Origin of the sequence: Bacillus sp. BD59S (assembly GCF_007363175.1) — a bacterium.
Lineage (GTDB): Bacteria > Bacillota > Bacilli > Bacillales > Bacillaceae_G > Bacillus_A > Bacillus_A pacificus.
The window spans coordinates 160,351-179,856 of the sequence record NZ_CP034685.1 but is presented as its reverse complement, the minus strand read 5'-3'; the positions used below and the strand labels follow the sequence as shown (position 1 = coordinate 179,856).

Genomic DNA, 19,506 nt, shown 5'->3' with positions numbered 1-19,506 from the left:
AAAAAATTTTGCCTGATAGTGATGGAATGGGGCCTCTATAAAAAACCCACAGTTTACATTCAAACTGTGGGTTTTCGACGTACAATGATTTATCAACTTCTGTTTTTAGTCTTTAAAATCTGCAACAGAACCAGGATCCCCCCTCAAAGTATAAATCTCAAGGAGGGGATCCGTTTTTTTATTTACTTATATACGTACAGCTGTACCACTTACAGCAACCATTAACATTCCATCACGAACTACTTCGTAATCTACGTCAACACCAACGATAGCGTTCGCACCTTTTTGTTTTGCAAGTTCTTTCATTTCATCCATTGCGATATCACGAGCTTCTTTTAGCTTACTTTCATAAGAACCAGCACGACCACCGACAACATCACGAACAGAAGCGAATAAATCGCGTACAATGTTGGCCCCCATAATAGCTTCACCATTTACAATATCAATATAGTCAATAATTTCTTTACCTTGAATTCCAGACGTTGTTGTTACAATCATGTTTGACACCCTCCTATTTTTTTATAATATTCAACTGCATGTGTCTCTCTATGACATATGCAATTAAATAAAAGGAATAAAATTGTTTAACATATGTATCGCTATAACATATGCAAGGGATCTATTAGAAATAAGATACGCCGCAGTAAGCATCACCGTGCCAGGTAAATAAATAGCAATATCCGAAAGTTGGTTCGTGTGAAGAAGTGTAAAAATTATAATCGAAACGATGGATGCAATAGCAGTACCAACATATTCCGAAAAACGATTTACTAATATATAACGAAATATAATTTCTTCAATTATTGGTCCTATAATCCCAAATACAAGTAATGTGAATATAATAGGCATCTCTGCGCCATTTGTAAGGATCTGTTCTTGGTTCTCTGGCTGACCTGTATTTAGAAAATGCATAATAGAATTTTCCACAATTATCATAAGTAAAACTACCATAGGAATGCTTACTATTTTCAAAATTGTTTTCTCTTTAAAATAAGTAAAACTTTCAATAATTTCTTTCCTAAAGAAAATGATTCCTACAATAGCAGGTACAGTCAAACCGATGGCACTAAGAGCAAATTCTGATTCAACTAAGTTGCTGTTAGTTAAAAGGGATATGCCAAATAATATGAACAAGCCAATTTGAAGTAGTGCAAACAGTATATAAATTATTAGCATAACAAGTTCTTTTGTATTCGTTTTTATAAAGCTCACTTTATTACCTCCATAATGAAATTACTTAGAATCTTTGATTTTTCTTGTTGCATTAGGTTCTCCTTCTAAAATATAATTATATAAATGCCAAACCGGACGGTTCGGTTCGAAAACTAATGATACTATAAGTTTCTAGTTTTTTAAACCCCTTTTATAAATTATTAATAAAATAAAAATAAAAGCAAAAATATTAAGATGTTCGCATAGTTAAGAAAAGGGTAGTTTTTAATGTTGTTGTAATAATTGAATATGAATTTGAAAGGATGTACATCATGATTTTAGTTAGTTCTTGCTTAGCTGGAAAACCAGTAAGATATAATGGTACTGCATGTTTAAACGATACAATTCAAAAATTAATTGATGAAAAGAAAGCGATACCTGTTTGCCCGGAGTTATTAGGTGGTTTTGTTACACCGAGAGAACCAGCTGAAATCTTGGGCGGAGATGGATATGATGTTTTAGAGGGCAAAGCAAAAGTAATGGAACGTTCCGGTAATGATGTGACGGAATTATATATAAATGGTGCCATGAAGACTTTAAATTTAGCACAAGAAATGCAAGCTAGCCATGTAGTTTTAAAAGAATATAGCCCTTCTTGTGGCAGTAAAGAAATTTATAGTGGTGAGTTTGTTGGAAAAAAGGTAACAGGAGTCGGCGTAACGACTGCTCTATTAGAAAGTAAGGGCATTAAAGTTATATCTGAATTAGAATTAGATAAATTAATTAATAAAATATAATATTAGAGGGCAAATTTTAACAATTCGCTTACCGAAATTATCAAACTTTATTATAAAAATAAATAGCTTGTAAAATTTCAACTCACGCATTTTAATCAAATTTTTTTCAAAATGCGTGAGATTTTTTTGTGATGAAATCAATGGTTTCGCTTAAATTTTAATCAAACTTAATTTCAAACCAACAAATTCACTTATTTTACATGGATAATATAATTTGATTAACTTCTTTTCAAACTGTATTGTTTGAGATTTTCATAAGATAGGGATTGATAAGATATTTCTGTTCCGAACTTATTTATACTTACAAAAAAATCAAGAAAATAGAGGGTAAACATTACCTAGAATATTAGGATCGTTTTCATTAGGAGGATTACAAAGCATGACTAAAGTTGATAAGGTAAAAGAAAAAATTATTGAAACATCTTTATATTTTTTTAATACTAATGGGATAACTCGCACATCCATTCAGGATATAATGACAGCCACTGAACTACCGAAAGGATCTATTTATCGTAGATTCAAAAATAAAGAAGAAATTGTTCTTGCTGCCTACGACAAAAGTGGTGAAATTATGTGGAACCATTTTCATAAAGCGATGGAAAATAAAAAGACAGCAATCGATAAAATCCTTGCAATTTTCCTTGTATATCAAGATGCAGCTAATAATCCTCCTATTGCTGGAGGCTGTCCATTACTTAATAGCGCCATTGAAAGTACTGGAGTATTTCCAGAATTACAAAAAGCAGCAGCACAAGGCTATGATGATACAGTAATGTTAATGGCCTCTCTCATAAAGGGAGGAATAGAGAAACAAGAACTTAAAGAAGATATAGACATTATATCACTCGCTTCTTTTCTTGCATCTTCAATGGAGGGAGCTATTATGGCAAGTCGCGTATCTAACGATAATATACACCATCAATATTTTATTGAACAAATAAAGTATCATCTTTACTCTTATTCTAAATAAGTGAGAACTTGCATCGCCTTCATTCAATTTTTATAAACTTAAATTCAATAAATACTCCTCATAAAAAGTATCTTCTGTTTATGAGGGGGAGATATTTTTTTAGCAGAGGTAGCTTACAGAAGAAATAGGGTTGTTTAATTCGAAGCACATAAACACAAAGTGGCCCATCACATACCCACTTGGACCTATGTTATCTGAAAAATGGTTAGGCAAAATATTCATTAGACGAATAGCAATTACAGGTATTTTTGAATTTGGTTTCAGTTTATCACTCACTGTATTTACATAATACGAAACTTAGGGCAAGTAATTGGAATTTCTGTACCTAGTTTATGGCTAAGTGACCAACTAAAGAAATTCAAGCTAACTTTGTATCTATATAACGAAAAAAACGCTATTCTTTTTGTAGAAAAATACAGAAAGGATGGCGTTTTGTATGACTCTATCGATTCAAGATGAGTTTCATTTATTCGCTGAAGAATTACAGCGATATCTATCCCCAAGCATCCTTCAACAGCTCGCACAGGAGACGGGTTTCGTAAAACGTAAAAGTAAATATGGCGCACGTGATTTGGCCGCTTTATGTATTTGGATTAGTCAACACGTAGCAAGCGATTCTCTTACTTGATTATGCAGTCAGCTTTATACAAATACAGCTACACTCATGAGCCCAGAAGGACTGAATCAACGCTTTAATCCAGCAGCTGTCGCATTTCTTCGAGAAGTCTTTACTTCTCTTCTCACACAAAAACTCTGTTCAAATCACTCACTTTCTGCACATATAATCTCTACTTTCAATCGTATCCGCATTCTAGATGCAACAGTGTTTCAACTGCCTGATCAATTCGCTACAGACTATCAAGGTTCCGGTGGGAGTAGTAATACGGCAGGCGTAAAAATTCAATTGGAATATGATTTGCTTAGTGGTCAATTCCTTAACGTGCAGCTTGGACCAGGAAAGAATAATGATAAAACATACGGTACCAACTGTCTTGAAACCGTAGAGGTGGGCGATTTGTGTTTACGTGATCTTGGTTACTTCGATTTAGGAGACTTACAAACTATTCATGATAAAGGAGCTTACTACATCTCGCGGTTGAAGCTGAATACACGGATTTATATCAAGAACCCTGAGCCAGAATACTTCAACAACGGTATGTTAAAAAAGCAAACAGAATACATCCAGCTCGATATGACACAAATGCTGTCTGGCCTAATCCCTGGTGAAACGATGGAAATCCACGAGGCATACATTGGCCAAAATCAGAAACTTCCAGCACGTGTCATTATCCATCGTTTAAGTGATGATCAAACGCAAACACGTCTGAAAAATCAAGCGATACGTGAAAAGAAGAAAGGCATTGTCATGAAGGATAAAAGTAAACGTTTAATGGGCATGAATGTGTATATCACGAATACGTCGCTAGAAGAAGTACCGACAAACTACGTGCATTCATTATATTCACTGCATTGGCAGATTGAAATTTTATTTAAAACGTGGAAGTCATTCTTTGAAATTGATGAATGCAAAAATATAAAAAAAGAACGCCTAGAGTGCCATTTATATGGACAACTCATCAGCATTCTCCTCTGTTCTTCTACGATGTTTCAAATGCGTCAGTTTCTGCTTGAAAAGAAAAAGCAGGAACTGAGTGAATACAAAGCGATTTATATAATTAAAGATTACTTTCCGTTACTGTTTCAAGCGATAGCTTTTGGCACAGAAGAACTTTTAAAAATTCTGCATCGCCTTTATCAACTACTCAAAAAGAACGGTCGTAAATGTCATAGGCATAAGAAGATGACCGTCTTTGATATTCTAGGGATTGTGTATAAAACGACAGTGAAGCATAGACAAGCTGCCTAGCGAAAAAATCGCGTTTTAATAGGCTTCTTTAGCATGCCTACTTTTATATCAATTGCTAGTTTTGAAACACGGATCATTTCGTAACTAGTAATTTACTTGGTTAGCTTGATGGGCATGTGGCGGTACCCCTTACTTTACAAACAAAGAGGAACTTCTAGAGCAAGTTATAATTGATTATTATATAGCTTGCCAGTCCTTTAGTTATCCGCAAATTAAAGCTCAAACCACCCCAGAAGGAATGCTCCAAACGTATATTGAATCGAATCTAAAATTTATAGATGAACATCGAAAACATGTATTCGCAGTTATAGAAATTGTTTCAAATGAGAGGACAGATGAAGGGAAACTTCGGTTTGCAGCAGACCATGATGAAACTATTTTTCTTCCCATTAAAAATATTCTACGTTTAGGGATGCAAGAAGGGGTGTTTCGAGAATTTTCCGAAACGGCCTTAAGGGTGATGGCATTAACAATCAGGCATGCCATAGACGGATTTAGCCTCGAGCTAATGAGGAATCACGATCTAAACGTTAAAGATTACACTAAGGAACTTATTCCAATCTTTGAGCGGACAACTCAAAAGTAACATATCACCCTGAAGAGGGGGAAGGTCATGATATTTTATGAGGTTATTTGTTTTTGCTGTAAAAGTGTATTTCGAGTAAATGAAGGAACTGAAAAATATAAGCAGTTCAAGGAAAATCCAAAAGGGAAATATTGTTGTGACGAATGCAGTCATAAAATAAGACTTGAAGCAATTAAACATTTTTTTAGATAGGGGCACTATCTACTTCTTATTTTTGCTAGTTTATAATGTCTAACATAATTCATCTTAAAATGATTAAATTTTTTAATAAATATTGTTTATCTATTCATAAAGGAAAACTCCATTTTAATCAATCTTTTGACAAAATGGAGTTTTTTTATTTGTTGTTAAATAAGGATCGAAGGATATTTTCTAATCAACCTTTATTTTAAAGCTACATTTTCTGACAATGTTATCTGCAAATGATACAAGTTTGTTCTTATAAAGTGGAGTTTTATATTCTTTTAAGAAAAACTTAAGAATCCTCCTCGATATTTGTTAAGAAATAAAATTTATACTGAAATCTACTTCACACCAAATCAAATGATCGAGGAGATAAAGATGCAATTTATTACATTTTTAAGTGAATTTATAAAACACCCAAAAAACACAGGTGCAATTGCACCAAGCTCTAATATATTAGCAAAAGCAATGGTAGATGCAATCGATTTTGAAGTGGCAAAATGTATTGTAGAATTAGGGCCCGGAACAGGATCTTTTACGAAAGAGATTATGAAGAGGAAAAAGAAAAGAACAACATTTATTCTAATTGAAATTAATGAAGTATTTTTCAAAAAGTTACAGAAGCAATATGAGGATGATGCAAGTGTCGTAGTCATACATGGGTCAGCTGAAAATATTCAAAGGTATGTGGAAGAGTTACAAATAAAAGGTGTGGATTATGTATTATCAGGATTACCTTTCACTTCCTTGCCAAAAGAAGAATCATCACGTATTTTAAATAACGTAATGGAGTCGTTACGTGAGAATGGTAGGTTTATTACCTTTCAATATTCACTTGTCAAAAAAGGATTTATTGAAGACTTTTTTCCAGATATCCAATTAAAAAAAGTTTGGTTTAACTTCCCACCAGCCTATGTCTTTAGCTGTAAAAAATCGGTGAGGGGAGCATATGCATAATGGAATTACATGAATTATTGTCTTATATTGAGCAGTATGGTTATACCGCTTTATTCTTCTGTTTATGGCTCGGCATTGTTGGTATGCCAATTCCAGATGAAATGATTGTTATGAGCGGTGGTTTTGTATCATCAGTGGGTATATTAAGTGTAATTCCAGCCTTTTTGTTAACTTATTTAGGAGTTGTCTCTGGACTTTCTTTAGGTTATCTATTGGGCAAAGTATTCGGTACCAAGGTACTTGATAAATTAATGAAAAAGAAAAAGGCAAAGTATTTGCTACAATCACAAAAAATGATTGATAAATACGGACATTATGCATTAGTAACCAGCTACTTTATACCTGTCGTTAGACACATTATCCCTTACTTAGTAGGCATGAACAACATGTCCTATAGAAAATATGCTCTATATTCATATACCACGGGGTTTGTGTGGACACTTGTTTATTTTTTACTTGGTTCCTTATTTGGAAATCATATAGACACAATTGTAAAAATCACAACAGAATACGGTATTTATTTTGGTGGTATTGTCCTTATCGTTGCTTGTATTTGGTATGTATATATACAAAAACGAAGTACTACGGTAAGTAAATAGAGAAAAGCATAAGTTTTGGAAATTACATCGGAGGAGATTTTATGAGTAAAGAAACAATAATGGTAGTGGATGATGAGAAGGAGATTCGAGAACTCATCGCCATCTATTTAAAAAATGAGGGCTATAGGGTCTTGCAAGCTGAAAATGGAGAAGAAGGGTTAGAACTACTAAAGAAAAACGAGGTGCACTTAATTGTCCTTGATATTATGATGCCCAAAATTGATGGTATCCACATGTGTATGAAGGTGCGAGAAATAGCAGAAATGCCTATTATTATGTTATCTGCAAAAACGCAAGATATGGATAAAATTTTAGGGCTAACAACGGGTGCAGATGACTATGTTACAAAGCCTTTTAATCCATTAGAACTCATTGCTCGAATTAAGTCACAGCTTAGAAGATACATGAAAATGAATGGTGGAATAAGCTTGCAGAATGAAAACGAAGTTGAAATTGGAGATATGAAAATCAATGTAATGACACATAAAGTAACTATCGCCGATCAAGAGGTAAAATTAACTCCGAGGGAGTTTGCTATTTTAGAATTACTTGCTCGCAATCAAGGGATGGTAATGAGTGCAGAGCAAATTTATGAAAGAGTGTGGAAAGAGGAGGCTTTTCAATCTGATAATACCGTGATGGTACATATTCGGAAAATACGCGAAAAAATTGAAGAAAACCCGAGAAAACCTCGTTACGTTAAAACTGTTTGGGGAGTAGGATATAAAATTGAAAAAGATATTTAAATTATTTCATCCTTTTAATAATAAAATTCAAAGGGTGTTTAAAAAATTGCAATATTATATTTTAAAAAGTATTAGAATACAGCTTATTACAACCTTTTTTCTCTGTGCATTACTAGGGTTTGTTGTATCAAGGGCCGTAGCTCCACTTGCTGAAGGAGCAAATTCAACAGCTTATGTTGACTACAGTACGGGTATGCAGAATATTAACCTTCAAGCAAAGCAAATTGCAGAAAAAGCAATAAGTGAGAATAAAATAACTAGCCTGCAAGAAATAATTAATACTAAGGCCGAAGAGGATACAACGGCTTTAAAAGTATTGATTACAGATGAAACTGGAAAGGTTTTATATAAAACGAAGCAAGCGCAAGAAGTAGAAATTAATTTGCATAATACAATTAGTAATGTAATGAATTTTGCAGTAAATCAAGTTGAATTTAATAAAGATGCTTCAAGTACAGAGGAAATACGTAAAGAGTTCCTCACCTTCTATCCAATTACGGTTGAAGATAAAAATTTATATATGTTTGTAAGTGGGATCCCAAAAGGATCTATTACTTATGATATAAAAGAGGGAGTTTTCCCAACACTTTTGGGAGTTATTGTATTTATTTTTTCTTTCTTTTATATTACTAAGAAAAAAATGAAAGAGATTGAAGTGATGGTACAAGGCGTAAATGAAATTGCAAAAGGAAACTTAGCATATCGAATTGAAGAGAAGGGACAAGACGAGATGGCTTTGTTAACAAAAAATATTAATCAAATGGCCGAAGGACTTATGGTGAATATAGAAAAAGAGAGGGAAATTGAACGACAAAAAAATGAATTGATTACAAATGTCTCGCATGATTTACGCACACCGCTTACTTCCATAATGGGATATTTGCGTTTATTACAAGATGCAAAGTATGAAAACAGAGAACAATATGATGAGTATATAAAAATTGCTTTTTCAAAATCTGAACAACTCAAAAATTTAATAGAAGATTTATTTGAGTATACAAAATTAACGAATGAGAATATTGTACTAGAAAAACAAGAGATATGTATTAATGAAATGTTAGATCAATTAATTGAAGAATTGGTTCCACAAGCTGAAGAACATGGTCTTTCAATTAAGAAAGAGTTTCCAGAAGAACGAATACATGCTGTAGTTGATCCGGAGAAAATTGTTCGTGTATTTGATAATTTATTAATGAATGCAATTAAATACAGTAAGGATGAAGGGGAAATTAAGGTTTCTCTACAACGACAAAAAGAAACCATTCAAATTTCTGTGAAAAATCCAAGTGAAGAATTTACAAAAAAAGAGCTGGAACATTTATTTGAACGCTTTTATAAAAAGGATCAGTCAAGAAGTAGAGTTTCGGAGGGGTCTGGCCTTGGACTAGCAATTGCTAAAAGCATTGTTGATATGCAAGGTGGAGATATTCGAGCTGAATATGAAAATGGGCTGGTACAATTTATTATTACGTTACCTATTGCTGCAGAATAATATCATTTTTCTATTATTTTTCAAGGAGACCGGAACATATTAAGTATGTAATAGTATTACAAAAAGAACCCTTATAAGAAGGGTTCTTTTTTTTGCAATGTGAAATTTTTTGTTAAGAAAAACTTAAGAAGCTACCTCACTTTTTGTTAAGAAACGCTCTTTATACTTAGAAATGTGTTAGAGAGTATATCCATTCTAAAAGAATAGATGATATCAAAATAAATTATATAAGAAAAGAAAGGTGGAAAAGAAAATGAAAAAAGCATTGCTTGCAGTTTCAGGATTAATTGTTGTAGGAGGTGGATTATTAACTTATGTAGGAGGAGATACAATAGATAGATTTAATCCACTAGTGGAAGAAAAAGATGTATACGTTCTTACAGAAGGTGAAGCGAAACCTGATCCTGAACACGATGGTAAAAGTTATTATTATGCCTTAGACGGGGTTGATGAATTAGGAGATGTAAATACCATCAAAGTAGGGATGCCTGGTAAGGATGAGTATGTAAATTCTTATTTAAAAGTACATGTAAAAGGAAAATATGTTTATAAATTTGAGAAAGTACAGGAAGAAAATGTTCCTGAAAAAGCAAAAGAAAGATTGAAAAATAAATACTAGATATTTCAAGTGAAAAGAAAAGGTAGGAGAATATGATGAGCAACTCAGTTGTAAACGTAAAAAATGTTCAAAAAGTGTACGGTAAAAAAGGTGAAAATCAGTCACACGCTTTACGAGATGTATCGTTCTCGATTCAAGAGGGTGAATTTGTTGGGATCATGGGACCATCTGGTTCAGGAAAAACAACATTATTAAATGTAATTTCAACATTAGATGCAGCAACTGGAGGCATTGTTGAGATTGCTGGTATCGATATCACAAAAATGAAACAAGGAGAACTTTCAGATTTCCGTTCTCAAAAATTAGGTTTTATCTTTCAAGATTTTAACTTGCTCGAAAATCTATCAATTTATGAAAATATTGCGTTACCACTTTCATTACAAGGCATTTCTTCTAAAAAGATTGGACCGAAAGTAGAAAAGGTAGCGGATATGTTAGGGATTTCGGAAATACTTCAAAAATATCCATCTGAGGTATCTGGTGGACAAAAACAACGTTCAGCAGCAGCACGTGCACTTGTACATGAACCAGCAATTATTTTAGGGGACGAGCCAACAGGAGCGCTTGATTCTAAAAATGCAACAAGCTTATTAGATGCAATGAAAAACTTAAATGAAAAACAAGGTGTATCTATTATGATGGTTACGCATGATCCATATAGCGCAAGTTACTGTCAGCGTATTTTATTCATTCAAGACGGTGAGCTATATAAGGAAATTCATCGTAGTGGTACGCGCGAATCGTTTTATAAAGAAATTTTAGATGTGCTTGCAGACTTAGGTACACAAAAAGGATAAGAAAGGAGGTTTAGCATGTTATTTAAGCTTTCTATGTCAGGACTAAAGAGTAAGATGAAAGATTATACCGTGTTACTTATTGGTCTTGTTATGTCAATTTCAATTTTTTACATGTTTCAAACATTGGCTTTAAATAAAGCATTTGTTGAAGCGAATACTACTATTCGGTCAATCGGCCCTGTTTTTCAAGCTGGCTCAGTTCTATTAGCAATCATTACATTCTTCTATGTTCTATATGCAAATTCTTTTTTAATGTCTCTTCGCCAAAAAGAATTTGGAATGTATATGATGTTAGGGGCAAAAAAGCATAAAGTCACAACCCTTATGTTTCTGGAAACAATTGTGATTGGAGCAGTGTCCTTAGTAATTGGACTTACAGTAGGGGTAGGATTATCTCAAGGAGTAGGTAAACTCCTTATGAAGCAATTGGACTTCACCGCAGATGGTTATCAATCGTTTTATATACCATCGATGTTAGTTACTTGTATGTTTTTCTTGGTGATATTTATACTATCTGCCATTATGAATAGTGTGAAATTATCACGAATTTCTGTTCTGCAACTTGTACATGCAGACGCTTCAGCAGAACGCACAATAAGCAATGGAAAGCGGACTTGGGTAATTTCATTCTTAGCTATTCTTTTATTAGCAATTGGCTATGCTTCCATGATGAATATGAATAAATTAAAAGAGCAGGGTCCTTTCATTGCAATGTTAACAACTACAGCAGGAACATATATGTTATTTGCTTCTGTTCTTCCGATTATTATTAAGAAGTTGAAAAGCAATAAAAATTATAGTGAAAAAGGCCTTAATGCTTTTACATTTGCCCAATTAAACTTCCGTATTAATAGTTTAACAAGGGTACTTGCTACAGTAGCAATGTTGGTAGCACTTGGTGCCGGAGCAATTTCAGGGGGGATGGCTTTCAAAAATGACGTAATGAAATCTACTGATAACCTTGAGATATATGATGTAGTCATTCATAATCCAACAGCAGAAGAAAAGAACATTTTAGATGGTATTACATTTAAAGAAAAGAATGAATATCGTTATAAAGTAGATGAGAAATATATATATAATCTAAAAGAAGATTTAGAGAAAAACCGTCCACTTGTTCAAGTTGAAACAGAAAAAAAGGGTAAATATAAAGAAAAACGTGTTTCTGAGAATCTTCCTGTAGGAGCAATTTCAGTTTACGGTATAGAAAATAAGGAGAATATAAGTGTCATTCCAGATGAGTGGAATCAAGCCTTAAATCGCATTCATCCAGGTTATTTAGGTAATAATGACAAAATAGATAAAATAGTAGATCAAAAAACGTACGATCAAATACAAGCAAAAGAGAATGTAGCGTTAATTGGGAAAACGGATGATTTTGTATCATATTTAGACAAGTGGAAAAAAATTGATGAATTACAGTTAATTAAATATAAAAATGTTACAGCTGAGGACATTTTCAGTAAATATCAAATATATAATGGGCTATTTGCTAGTGCGAGTGGAACAGTATTTATGGGATTCTTCTTAGGTATTGCTTTCCTTGCGATGATGGCAAGTTGTTTAATGTTTAAGATCCTTTCCGGTGCTTCAAAAGACATTGTACGCTATGAAATGCTACGTAAAATTGGTGTCCGTCATGAATTATTAACAAAGTCTATCTATAAAGAGCTATTCTTTGTATTCTTATTCCCAGCTATAGTAGGAATTGTACATGTTCTACTAGGTATGAATATATTTGGATTTATATTAATCGATCCATACTTCCGTATTTGGTTACCAATTCTAATTTTTGTGGTTATTTATTCAATTTACTATTTCGTAACAGTTCAATTATATAAAGGAATTGTATTACCGAAAGAAAGGTAATACAAATAGAATGTCTAGCTATGAATAAGTAATTACTTCTAGACTTTTGATAAAAAGATTAAGTCTCAAATCAAAGATTAATTTTAAAATAATAAAAGTATGTCTTATATAAACAGGAACGAAGTCTTCAAATAGACTTCGTTTTTTTCCTTATATAATGAAATTTAATAATTGCGAGTAAATTAGTAGATTTGCTATTAAAAATCATTTTATAGATGCAATTAGATATATAACTAAATCAATTCCTTTATAAAAAAGTACTCACTTTCTTGTCCTAAAACAATGATAGGAATAGAAGTATCCACTTTCTTGTCTAAAAAGTATCCATTTTCATGTCTTTCTACAAGAGGGGGGGAAATACATTACACTGCGCATTTTCATCTTCACGTTAAATCCTTATTTAACGTGAAGATGAAATTTGTAGGAATTTAAAACCCTTTTGTTAACTATCAAAAGAGAGTTTAAATTCTAATTAAAGTATAATTCAAACTATATATTTATTACATAATAAATATCAAAATGAAGTGAATTTAATATAAATTTTAAATCACTATCTATTCTCAATGAAAAAAATAAAAGTTCAGCAATTTTGTATTGCTGAACTTTTATTCCTTATTCTTTCCTATTCTGCCTAAACTATCTTTAATAGTTGTTTCCCCAAGTTGAGTGTATAACAAAGCTGTATCTTGACTGGTATGCCCAAGTTGTTGCATCACTTGCAATGAGTCTTTTTCTTCCATATATAATTTATTTGCTAATGTATGTCTTAATTTATGAGGGGACATTCTTTTTCCATATGCTTTAGTATATTTTTCTACTATATCTTGGATAGCCCTAACAGAAAGAGGCTGTGCAGTATGTTTATACCTCGATAAGAATACATTTTGTAATTCTTTCCCTGGAGCATATTTACTATCTCTGATTTCCATATACTTTTCAAGATCATTCAATGCAATTGGGGTAATCCATACAGAATCTTCTTTGTTTCCTTTTCGGATTACATCAATTAGTCTTTCTTTTAAGTTTATATCTTCCATACGAAGATCGGCCAATTCGCTTACTCGAATACCACTACCAAGAAAGAGGGAGAGAATAGCTACATCACGATCTTTATCTCTTAGGAAATAGAACAACTGATGTTTTGTTAAAGATTTTTCATGTTCATATTTAACGTAATTCAAAAATTCTTGATCGTCATCATTATGGAATATTTTAGATCTCATACGCTTTGCACGAGCATTTAATGTTTCTTTATCTTTATGTATTTCTATTTTAGCCATTACATTTCTATAAAAATAACATTCGCCATCTTCATTCTCTGATAGGGAGGTAAGGTACTTAAATAAAGACTTTAAGGCCGAAATTTTTCTATTAACAGAGGAATTCTGCATGTTTTGTTGTAATTTTAAGAATCTCATAAAGTTTTCAACATCTTTTTTCTTTAAATTCTCCAGATCAGAGAAGGATATGTCTTTAATAGGTTTTAATTCAATAATTTGTTCGGATAATAACCAATTAAAGAAGACTCTAAAATCATATACATAATTCAGTAGGGTGGAGGGAGAGGCATCATGCAATTCTTTGTACTCCACAAATTCTTCTATGTAAAAGGGCATTTCATTTAGATTCTCGTATAATTTTTTACGATGTACGGATTTTTGACGTTGCTTGCTGTAATCCATAAAAATCACCTCATATATACTATAGCAGAAAAAATACACGAACACAAGTTCGCGTAAAATTCAATTTTTATACAAACTTATTTACATAATTAAATTATGGAATGCTAAAATATGTTCAAAACTGAATGGTATGTGTAGTTAGTCAAATGAAAATTATAGCTAACTAAATGATAAATTTGTATAAGACCATAAAAATTAGTGCAAAAACTACATATAAATGTATGTAAAATAAAACAATTTTTATATATAAATTCATACAAAAAATCAATATATGAAAACAGTTAAAAATTCGTTATCTAACATGAATTGGTTAATTTAATCATGATTATAAAGAGTTAAATAGATCAGCATAAGAAAAACTTTTATAAATTTAAATGTAATTTACTATAAAATTTTGCAATGAGTAATTTAGTATTTGATAATTTCTATATAAAATATGAATTATATGGACACATACCAATATGCGAAGATCAATGCTAACGAGCTCGAAATCCCTAAATACTGTACTAGATTTTTATTTATATGTCTTATTGTTCGTAAAAACGGTATTTCGTGCGAAGTTTTAGATGTTTGTTTTTTGCCTCTTTATAAATGCATCATTCACTTCCCTTTCGTCATTATGAATATCTTTTAGTTTCAGATACATTCAACTATACACATTAATATCGATTACACGGTTGTTTCTAAGACATAGCCAGTATATTTGCTTTTCCTAGCTTGATGGATGTGTGGCGGTACCCCTCTTAGTTGTATAAATGATAGTAAAAACAAAAAAGACATAAATTAACGTAGATAGATAATTTATGTCTTTTTTAACTAAAACTAAATTATTTTATGAATTAGTTTTGTGAAGTCTGGTAGTCTTTTATTTTTTTGTTAATAGCAGCTGCAATGAATTCTTCAATGGTAGTGTTGGTTTCTTCTACTATTTTATTAATTGCTTGATATTCTTTGCTAGAAAGTGTAACTGGTTTTGTCACGCTACTACTATCTAAATATATACTATTATTTACACGCTTTATTAATTTTCCTTCTATTATATATGGTGTTAAGTATTCTATCCATTCCATTTGCATACCCATAGGTAATTCAATAAGAGATTGACGTATATCAAAATACCAAAAACCCTCTTCTTCTGAAATCTTTAGGTTTCTTGGTGATACGTACTGAAGGATTAAATCAATCAATTGGAAAGAATTGCTGCGTAATTGATCGGACTTAGGTAAACGGAATTTAACAAACCTTTGATGATGACTACGTGGTTTAGCAGGTAGATCGTATGCTGGTACAAATCCCGATTTAATAGCTTCATTTAAGGTGAACTTACTTCCAAATTCATCAATCAACATAATATCACCACGCTTAGGAATAGAAATGACCCTTGCTATCGTATTACTTTGAATATATTTATGGAAAAGGACTGTATTATACTTTTGTGAGTATGTATATAGCGTGTTTTCTTGATCAAATTGTTTTATAACTTGAAGTAACTCTTCTTCTCTAATGAATTTAGTTTCGCGGTTACGATGTTCCCGTATAGTAGCGACTAATTCCCCATCCCCTAACCATTTTTCTAATTGATATGTGCTTATACCATATTTTTTACTAGCTTGGTAAAGGGTAATACCTTCGGTTTCTCTTCCCTTTTTAATTGTTTCCACATCTTCTCTTTTGAAAAGGAAACTTCCATCTAAACGCCATGTATCCTTGTTGATTGGTACTAATTCTTCCTGTTTGATTAAATTATTAACAACGAAATTACTAACTTCTAAATATTCTCTCACTTCGTTTGTATTCATAATCATTTGCTGATTTTCATTCATATTTCCTCTCCTCTTTTATTTCATTTATATGTATTTTACAAATTATTTAAGTCTAATTTTAATTTAAAAGAATATATAACTTTAATTCATTATACCATATTTGAAGTTTAATCTTTTTACATAATTTAATAAAAACGATTTATATTTACTAATTAAATTAATTTTTATATTCATTTAAAAATAATAACAAAACAGTTATATAAGTTAGATTAATATAACCATAGAAAATGGGCGTTTTTCTATGGTTGATATAATTTTTCATTTTTATAAAATTTAATTTTACTATGTAACTAATTTTGAATGTACTTCAGTTATAATAATAAATATAAAAAGAATTAATAAGGAGTTGAAGGATAATGATATTTGAATTGAATTCAATTCATAATGAAACTTCTTTAGAAAACATAGAGAAACAAAAACAAAAATTCACAAACATAATTGCATTATGGAATCGTGATTATATAAATGAAGCTGAATTTAAAAAAGAAAATAATGAAAGAAAAGATATCTATACATATGAGGGATTTTCTGATGAAGAGATATTATATTACTACTTGAACCGGCAAACGCATTTTGATCAAGAGAAACGTATCAAAGATGCTTCTAGAACTCTATATGCACGTGATCTAAGTCAGTTTTACTTCTTTGTCAAACAAAGTACGGATTTTTTGCAGAAAGATGTAACAGATTTTGAAGTTGGACAAGTCTGGAGGAATTTAAGAAAACGGCATATCCGTAATTATCAAAAATGGTTATCCCAGGAGGCAATCGCTTATCAATCAAAAGAAAAGTACAAAGCATCTACAATTAGTAGAAAACTTGGTGTGATCCGTTCCTATTTGAAATGGCTATATGAAATTCAATATATCCAGTGGCCTCTTCATATAGAAATTTTAAGTACGACGGTGAATAAACAATATAAACCAAAGCGTGAGTTATCATATGGAGAAGTCAAGCAGCTTCTTCATTATTATAAGGATAATGAAATCAATTATGCCTTACTATCGGTGCTATCTACCACAGGGTTACGTGTTGCGGAAGTAGCGCATGCAAAATGGGAAGATCTTGAATATGATGATATACGTGGACGTTATTATTTAACAGTTGATACAAAGGGAGATAATGAACGGATTGTTTCTATTAATAATGAAATTTTTAATCGCATTGTTGCGTTCCGAATCCGTAGGAGATTACCTATAGATATAGGAAATAAAAATGGCGGGACCATTTTTCAAACGAAAAACCATACTGCTTATAGAGAAAATTACTTATCACAATATATTTCTAAGATTATAAAGGAAACCAAGTTACCCTTTACAGAGAATATCCGAATTACTCCCCATTTCTTTAGACATTTTTATGTACAGTATTTATATGATTATAAGGGACTTGCCCCCCATGTAATAGCAGCTGCAGTAGGGCATAAAAATGATAGAACTACAAAAGAAAATTACTTGAAGCAAAGACTTACTAAAGATAATGATGCAGGAAATTTAATTGGTGATGATGAATTTTAATACGTAATAAATATATAATAATTAATAGGGGAATTTGTTGTTATAAGGTTTTACCCGCACTTTTGATTTGAATTAAAATATTAGAAAATAAAGTTAGATTTCGTAGTATATGGCTATTACTACTTATGAAAACTTATTGGGCACTAACCCTAGTTGATAAATAACTTAAAAAAGAACCTGTTAATAGGTTCTTTTTTTGTTGCTATTTATTTTTTTCTAAAATACGTTCAACCTCATCAATGTCTAATTTGCTGGCTTTAGCAATCGTTTCAAGTGGTACACCAAGCTCATGCATACCTTTAATCATCTGTATTTTTCCTTGTTGAACGCCTTCTTGAATTCCTTCTTTTTTTCCCTCATTACGAGCATGAGCAAACTTTGCAGCCTCATCCATTAAGGCCTTTTCTCTTGCTTCATATGCTTGACGGAAAGAGGAATCTTGACTCATACGTTCCCACTTATTCATTGCTTTTTGTAAAATCGGATCTTGGTTCATGGCAATGTCCTCCAATGTTTGTGTGAGATACTCATCTTCATTCGCTGGTAATAATAATAGCCAACGAACAAACGAGTCTTCCCATGGATTAACTTTCTCTTCTCGCCATTGCTGTAGTAACTTTGGAATCTCTACAATATGAACTTCTATATCGTCACTTAATAACTTCTGTTGTTGTTGATTCCAAAGGATTCCTGTTGTATGAAATGCTTCATATTCTGGAAACATCACAAAATTTAACAAGTTTATGGTAATCGTTTTATGAAGGGAGCTATAAGGCATTCCTTTTTGCAATTGTGAGCTATAAAGCCTTCCCCAATAATAAAGGCTTCTTTTAATCATATCGTGATTGTTATTCAATTGAATTTCAACATTTACCTTTGTTCCTGTATTTAATGTAGCAGAAATATCTAAAATCGATAATTTATCTTCTTCATATTCGCGATGCAAATGTGGATCTTCTAATTGTAGGGAAACAATAAGTGACTCTAAAGAATCTTTTAATATGGCATTTAAAAAGGCAACTAAAATATCTTCATTCCCATTTGTGCCAAATAACTGCTTAAATGCAAAATCGATACGTAAGTTTACTAATGAATTGGACATGGTTTTCCTCTTCCTATTTTAGACTATATCTTTACCTTTATTGTACATAAAACCAAAGCTTATATGCAAACAATCCCCTTTGATTTATATAGGGATTTAAGTATTCTCTTAAAGGGATACTGCCACATCGCTATCAACCTAATAAAGGAAAATACCCCATGCCCATCAAGCTAATACAATAAATAATCCCCAAAACGAAAAAATTCGTTTGGGGATGTTCTTATTTTATAATTGATAGATATAAAACATAAATTTTCAAGAAAAGTATTAACGATTTGCAAATTGGGTTGCTATATCTGTTGCATCTTCTTTATTTAAGTGGTAAATGGAATCATCTCCTATACATTGAACATACGCTTCATCAAAGTATGGTTTCACACTAAAAAATAATACTTTGAATTTGATTTTTTTACCATCATCTAATACAAAGTCAATGTTACGTTGAGAAGATTCCTCAAAAAACTTCTTCTTCCAAAAATCTTTTTTTGGTACAACATCTTTCTGACTACTTAGTTTTTCAAACACTGATTTTGCTTCTTGGCCATAATCTCTAAATGTACCTCCAGCAACAGAATCAGTCTCTAAGTATTTTATTTTTGAAATCAGATTAGGAGTTAAAGCACTCTTATTCTCATCTCCTACTAAAGACATGTACATAAATATAAATAAAAATATAACTAATAATCCTAATATGATTTTTTTCATTTATTGTCTCCTGTTCTAAAAAAATAGTTCCTGTCTATCATAC

At 31.7% G+C, this 19,506-nt stretch carries 18 protein-coding genes and 1 pseudogene; 13 read left to right on the top strand and 6 right to left on the bottom strand.

What is annotated here, in order from left to right; all coding sequences use genetic code 11:
- Nucleotides 1–186: 186 nt before the first annotated feature.
- A complete protein-coding gene (locus EKQ63_RS01755; protein ID WP_000637503.1) occupies nucleotides 187–498 on the bottom strand; it encodes a YbjQ family protein in 312 nt (103 codons plus the stop codon).
- Nucleotides 499–561: 63 nt separating this feature from the next.
- Complete coding sequence (locus EKQ63_RS01750; protein ID WP_000008262.1) at nucleotides 562–1,212, bottom strand: CPBP family glutamic-type intramembrane protease; 651 nt, start codon at nucleotides 1,210–1,212, stop codon at nucleotides 562–564.
- A gap of 272 nt (nucleotides 1,213–1,484) precedes the next feature.
- On the opposite strand from EKQ63_RS01750, the gene EKQ63_RS01745 reads away from it, so the two are divergent.
- The 12 genes and pseudogenes from EKQ63_RS01745 (at nucleotide 1,485) to EKQ63_RS01685 (ending at nucleotide 12,634) form a co-directional block, all read left to right on the top strand.
- Nucleotides 1,485–1,949: a 2-thiouracil desulfurase family protein gene (locus EKQ63_RS01745; protein ID WP_000604767.1), complete on the top strand. Its 465-nt coding sequence runs from the start codon at nucleotides 1,485–1,487 to the stop codon at nucleotides 1,947–1,949.
- A 379-nt stretch (nucleotides 1,950–2,328) separates the two neighbouring features.
- Entirely contained in the window at nucleotides 2,329–2,919 is a 591-nt protein-coding gene (locus EKQ63_RS01740) for a TetR/AcrR family transcriptional regulator (protein WP_000169641.1), read from the top strand.
- A gap of 436 nt (nucleotides 2,920–3,355) precedes the next feature.
- Nucleotides 3,356–4,786 (top strand): annotated as a pseudogene (locus EKQ63_RS01730) (IS4 family transposase).
- A 238-nt stretch (nucleotides 4,787–5,024) separates the two neighbouring features.
- Nucleotides 5,025–5,372, top strand: coding sequence for a hypothetical protein (locus EKQ63_RS01725; protein WP_223290752.1), 348 nt, complete (start codon nucleotides 5,025–5,027; stop codon nucleotides 5,370–5,372).
- Nucleotides 5,373–5,399: 27 nt separating this feature from the next.
- A complete protein-coding gene (locus EKQ63_RS01720) occupies nucleotides 5,400–5,564 on the top strand; it encodes a DUF2197 domain-containing protein (RefSeq protein ID WP_078984829.1) in 165 nt (54 codons plus the stop codon).
- A 369-nt stretch (nucleotides 5,565–5,933) separates the two neighbouring features.
- On the top strand, nucleotides 5,934–6,512 hold the full coding sequence (locus tag EKQ63_RS01715) for a class I SAM-dependent methyltransferase (RefSeq protein ID WP_001159676.1): 579 nt from the start codon (nucleotides 5,934–5,936) through the stop codon (nucleotides 6,510–6,512).
- A complete protein-coding gene (locus tag EKQ63_RS01710; RefSeq protein WP_143880680.1) occupies nucleotides 6,512–7,111 on the top strand; it encodes a DedA family protein in 600 nt (199 codons plus the stop codon). Before EKQ63_RS01715 ends, EKQ63_RS01710 begins: the two co-directional genes overlap by 1 nt.
- 41 nt (nucleotides 7,112–7,152) lie before the next feature.
- Nucleotides 7,153–7,857, top strand: coding sequence for a response regulator transcription factor (locus tag EKQ63_RS01705; RefSeq protein WP_143880679.1), 705 nt, complete (start codon nucleotides 7,153–7,155; stop codon nucleotides 7,855–7,857).
- Nucleotides 7,841–9,349, top strand: coding sequence for a sensor histidine kinase (locus EKQ63_RS01700; RefSeq protein ID WP_143880678.1), 1,509 nt, complete (start codon nucleotides 7,841–7,843; stop codon nucleotides 9,347–9,349). Before EKQ63_RS01705 ends, EKQ63_RS01700 begins: the two co-directional genes overlap by 17 nt.
- Before the next feature lie 253 nt (nucleotides 9,350–9,602).
- On the top strand, nucleotides 9,603–9,968 hold the full coding sequence (locus EKQ63_RS01695; protein ID WP_143880677.1) for a YxeA family protein: 366 nt from the start codon (nucleotides 9,603–9,605) through the stop codon (nucleotides 9,966–9,968).
- 35 nt (nucleotides 9,969–10,003) lie between these two features.
- A complete protein-coding gene (locus tag EKQ63_RS01690; protein WP_143880676.1) occupies nucleotides 10,004–10,765 on the top strand; it encodes an ABC transporter ATP-binding protein in 762 nt (253 codons plus the stop codon).
- Nucleotides 10,766–10,780: 15 nt separating this feature from the next.
- Entirely contained in the window at nucleotides 10,781–12,634 is a 1,854-nt protein-coding gene (locus tag EKQ63_RS01685; protein WP_143880675.1) for an FtsX-like permease family protein, read from the top strand.
- Between the two features lie 605 nt (nucleotides 12,635–13,239).
- Here the strand turns inward: EKQ63_RS01685 and xerS are convergent.
- Together xerS and EKQ63_RS01675 are read right to left on the bottom strand one after the other, a co-directional pair.
- Nucleotides 13,240–14,316, bottom strand: a complete 1,077-nt coding sequence (gene xerS, locus EKQ63_RS01680; RefSeq protein ID WP_143880674.1) for a tyrosine recombinase XerS — start codon at nucleotides 14,314–14,316, stop codon at nucleotides 13,240–13,242.
- Between the two features lie 839 nt (nucleotides 14,317–15,155).
- On the bottom strand, nucleotides 15,156–16,139 hold the full coding sequence (locus EKQ63_RS01675; RefSeq protein ID WP_143880673.1) for a DNA-binding protein: 984 nt from the start codon (nucleotides 16,137–16,139) through the stop codon (nucleotides 15,156–15,158).
- 356 nt (nucleotides 16,140–16,495) lie between these two features.
- Between EKQ63_RS01675 and EKQ63_RS01670 the strand changes: the two genes are divergently transcribed.
- Nucleotides 16,496–17,656, top strand: a complete 1,161-nt coding sequence (locus EKQ63_RS01670) for a tyrosine-type recombinase/integrase (RefSeq protein WP_143880672.1) — start codon at nucleotides 16,496–16,498, stop codon at nucleotides 17,654–17,656.
- A gap of 202 nt (nucleotides 17,657–17,858) precedes the next feature.
- Here EKQ63_RS01670 and EKQ63_RS01665 read toward each other — a convergent pair whose 3' ends face one another.
- Complete coding sequence (locus EKQ63_RS01665; protein ID WP_143880671.1) at nucleotides 17,859–18,758, bottom strand: Rpn family recombination-promoting nuclease/putative transposase; 900 nt, start codon at nucleotides 18,756–18,758, stop codon at nucleotides 17,859–17,861.
- Nucleotides 18,759–19,025: 267 nt separating this feature from the next.
- A complete protein-coding gene (locus EKQ63_RS01660; protein ID WP_143880670.1) occupies nucleotides 19,026–19,463 on the bottom strand; it encodes a hypothetical protein in 438 nt (145 codons plus the stop codon).
- Nucleotides 19,464–19,506 lie beyond the last annotated feature (43 nt).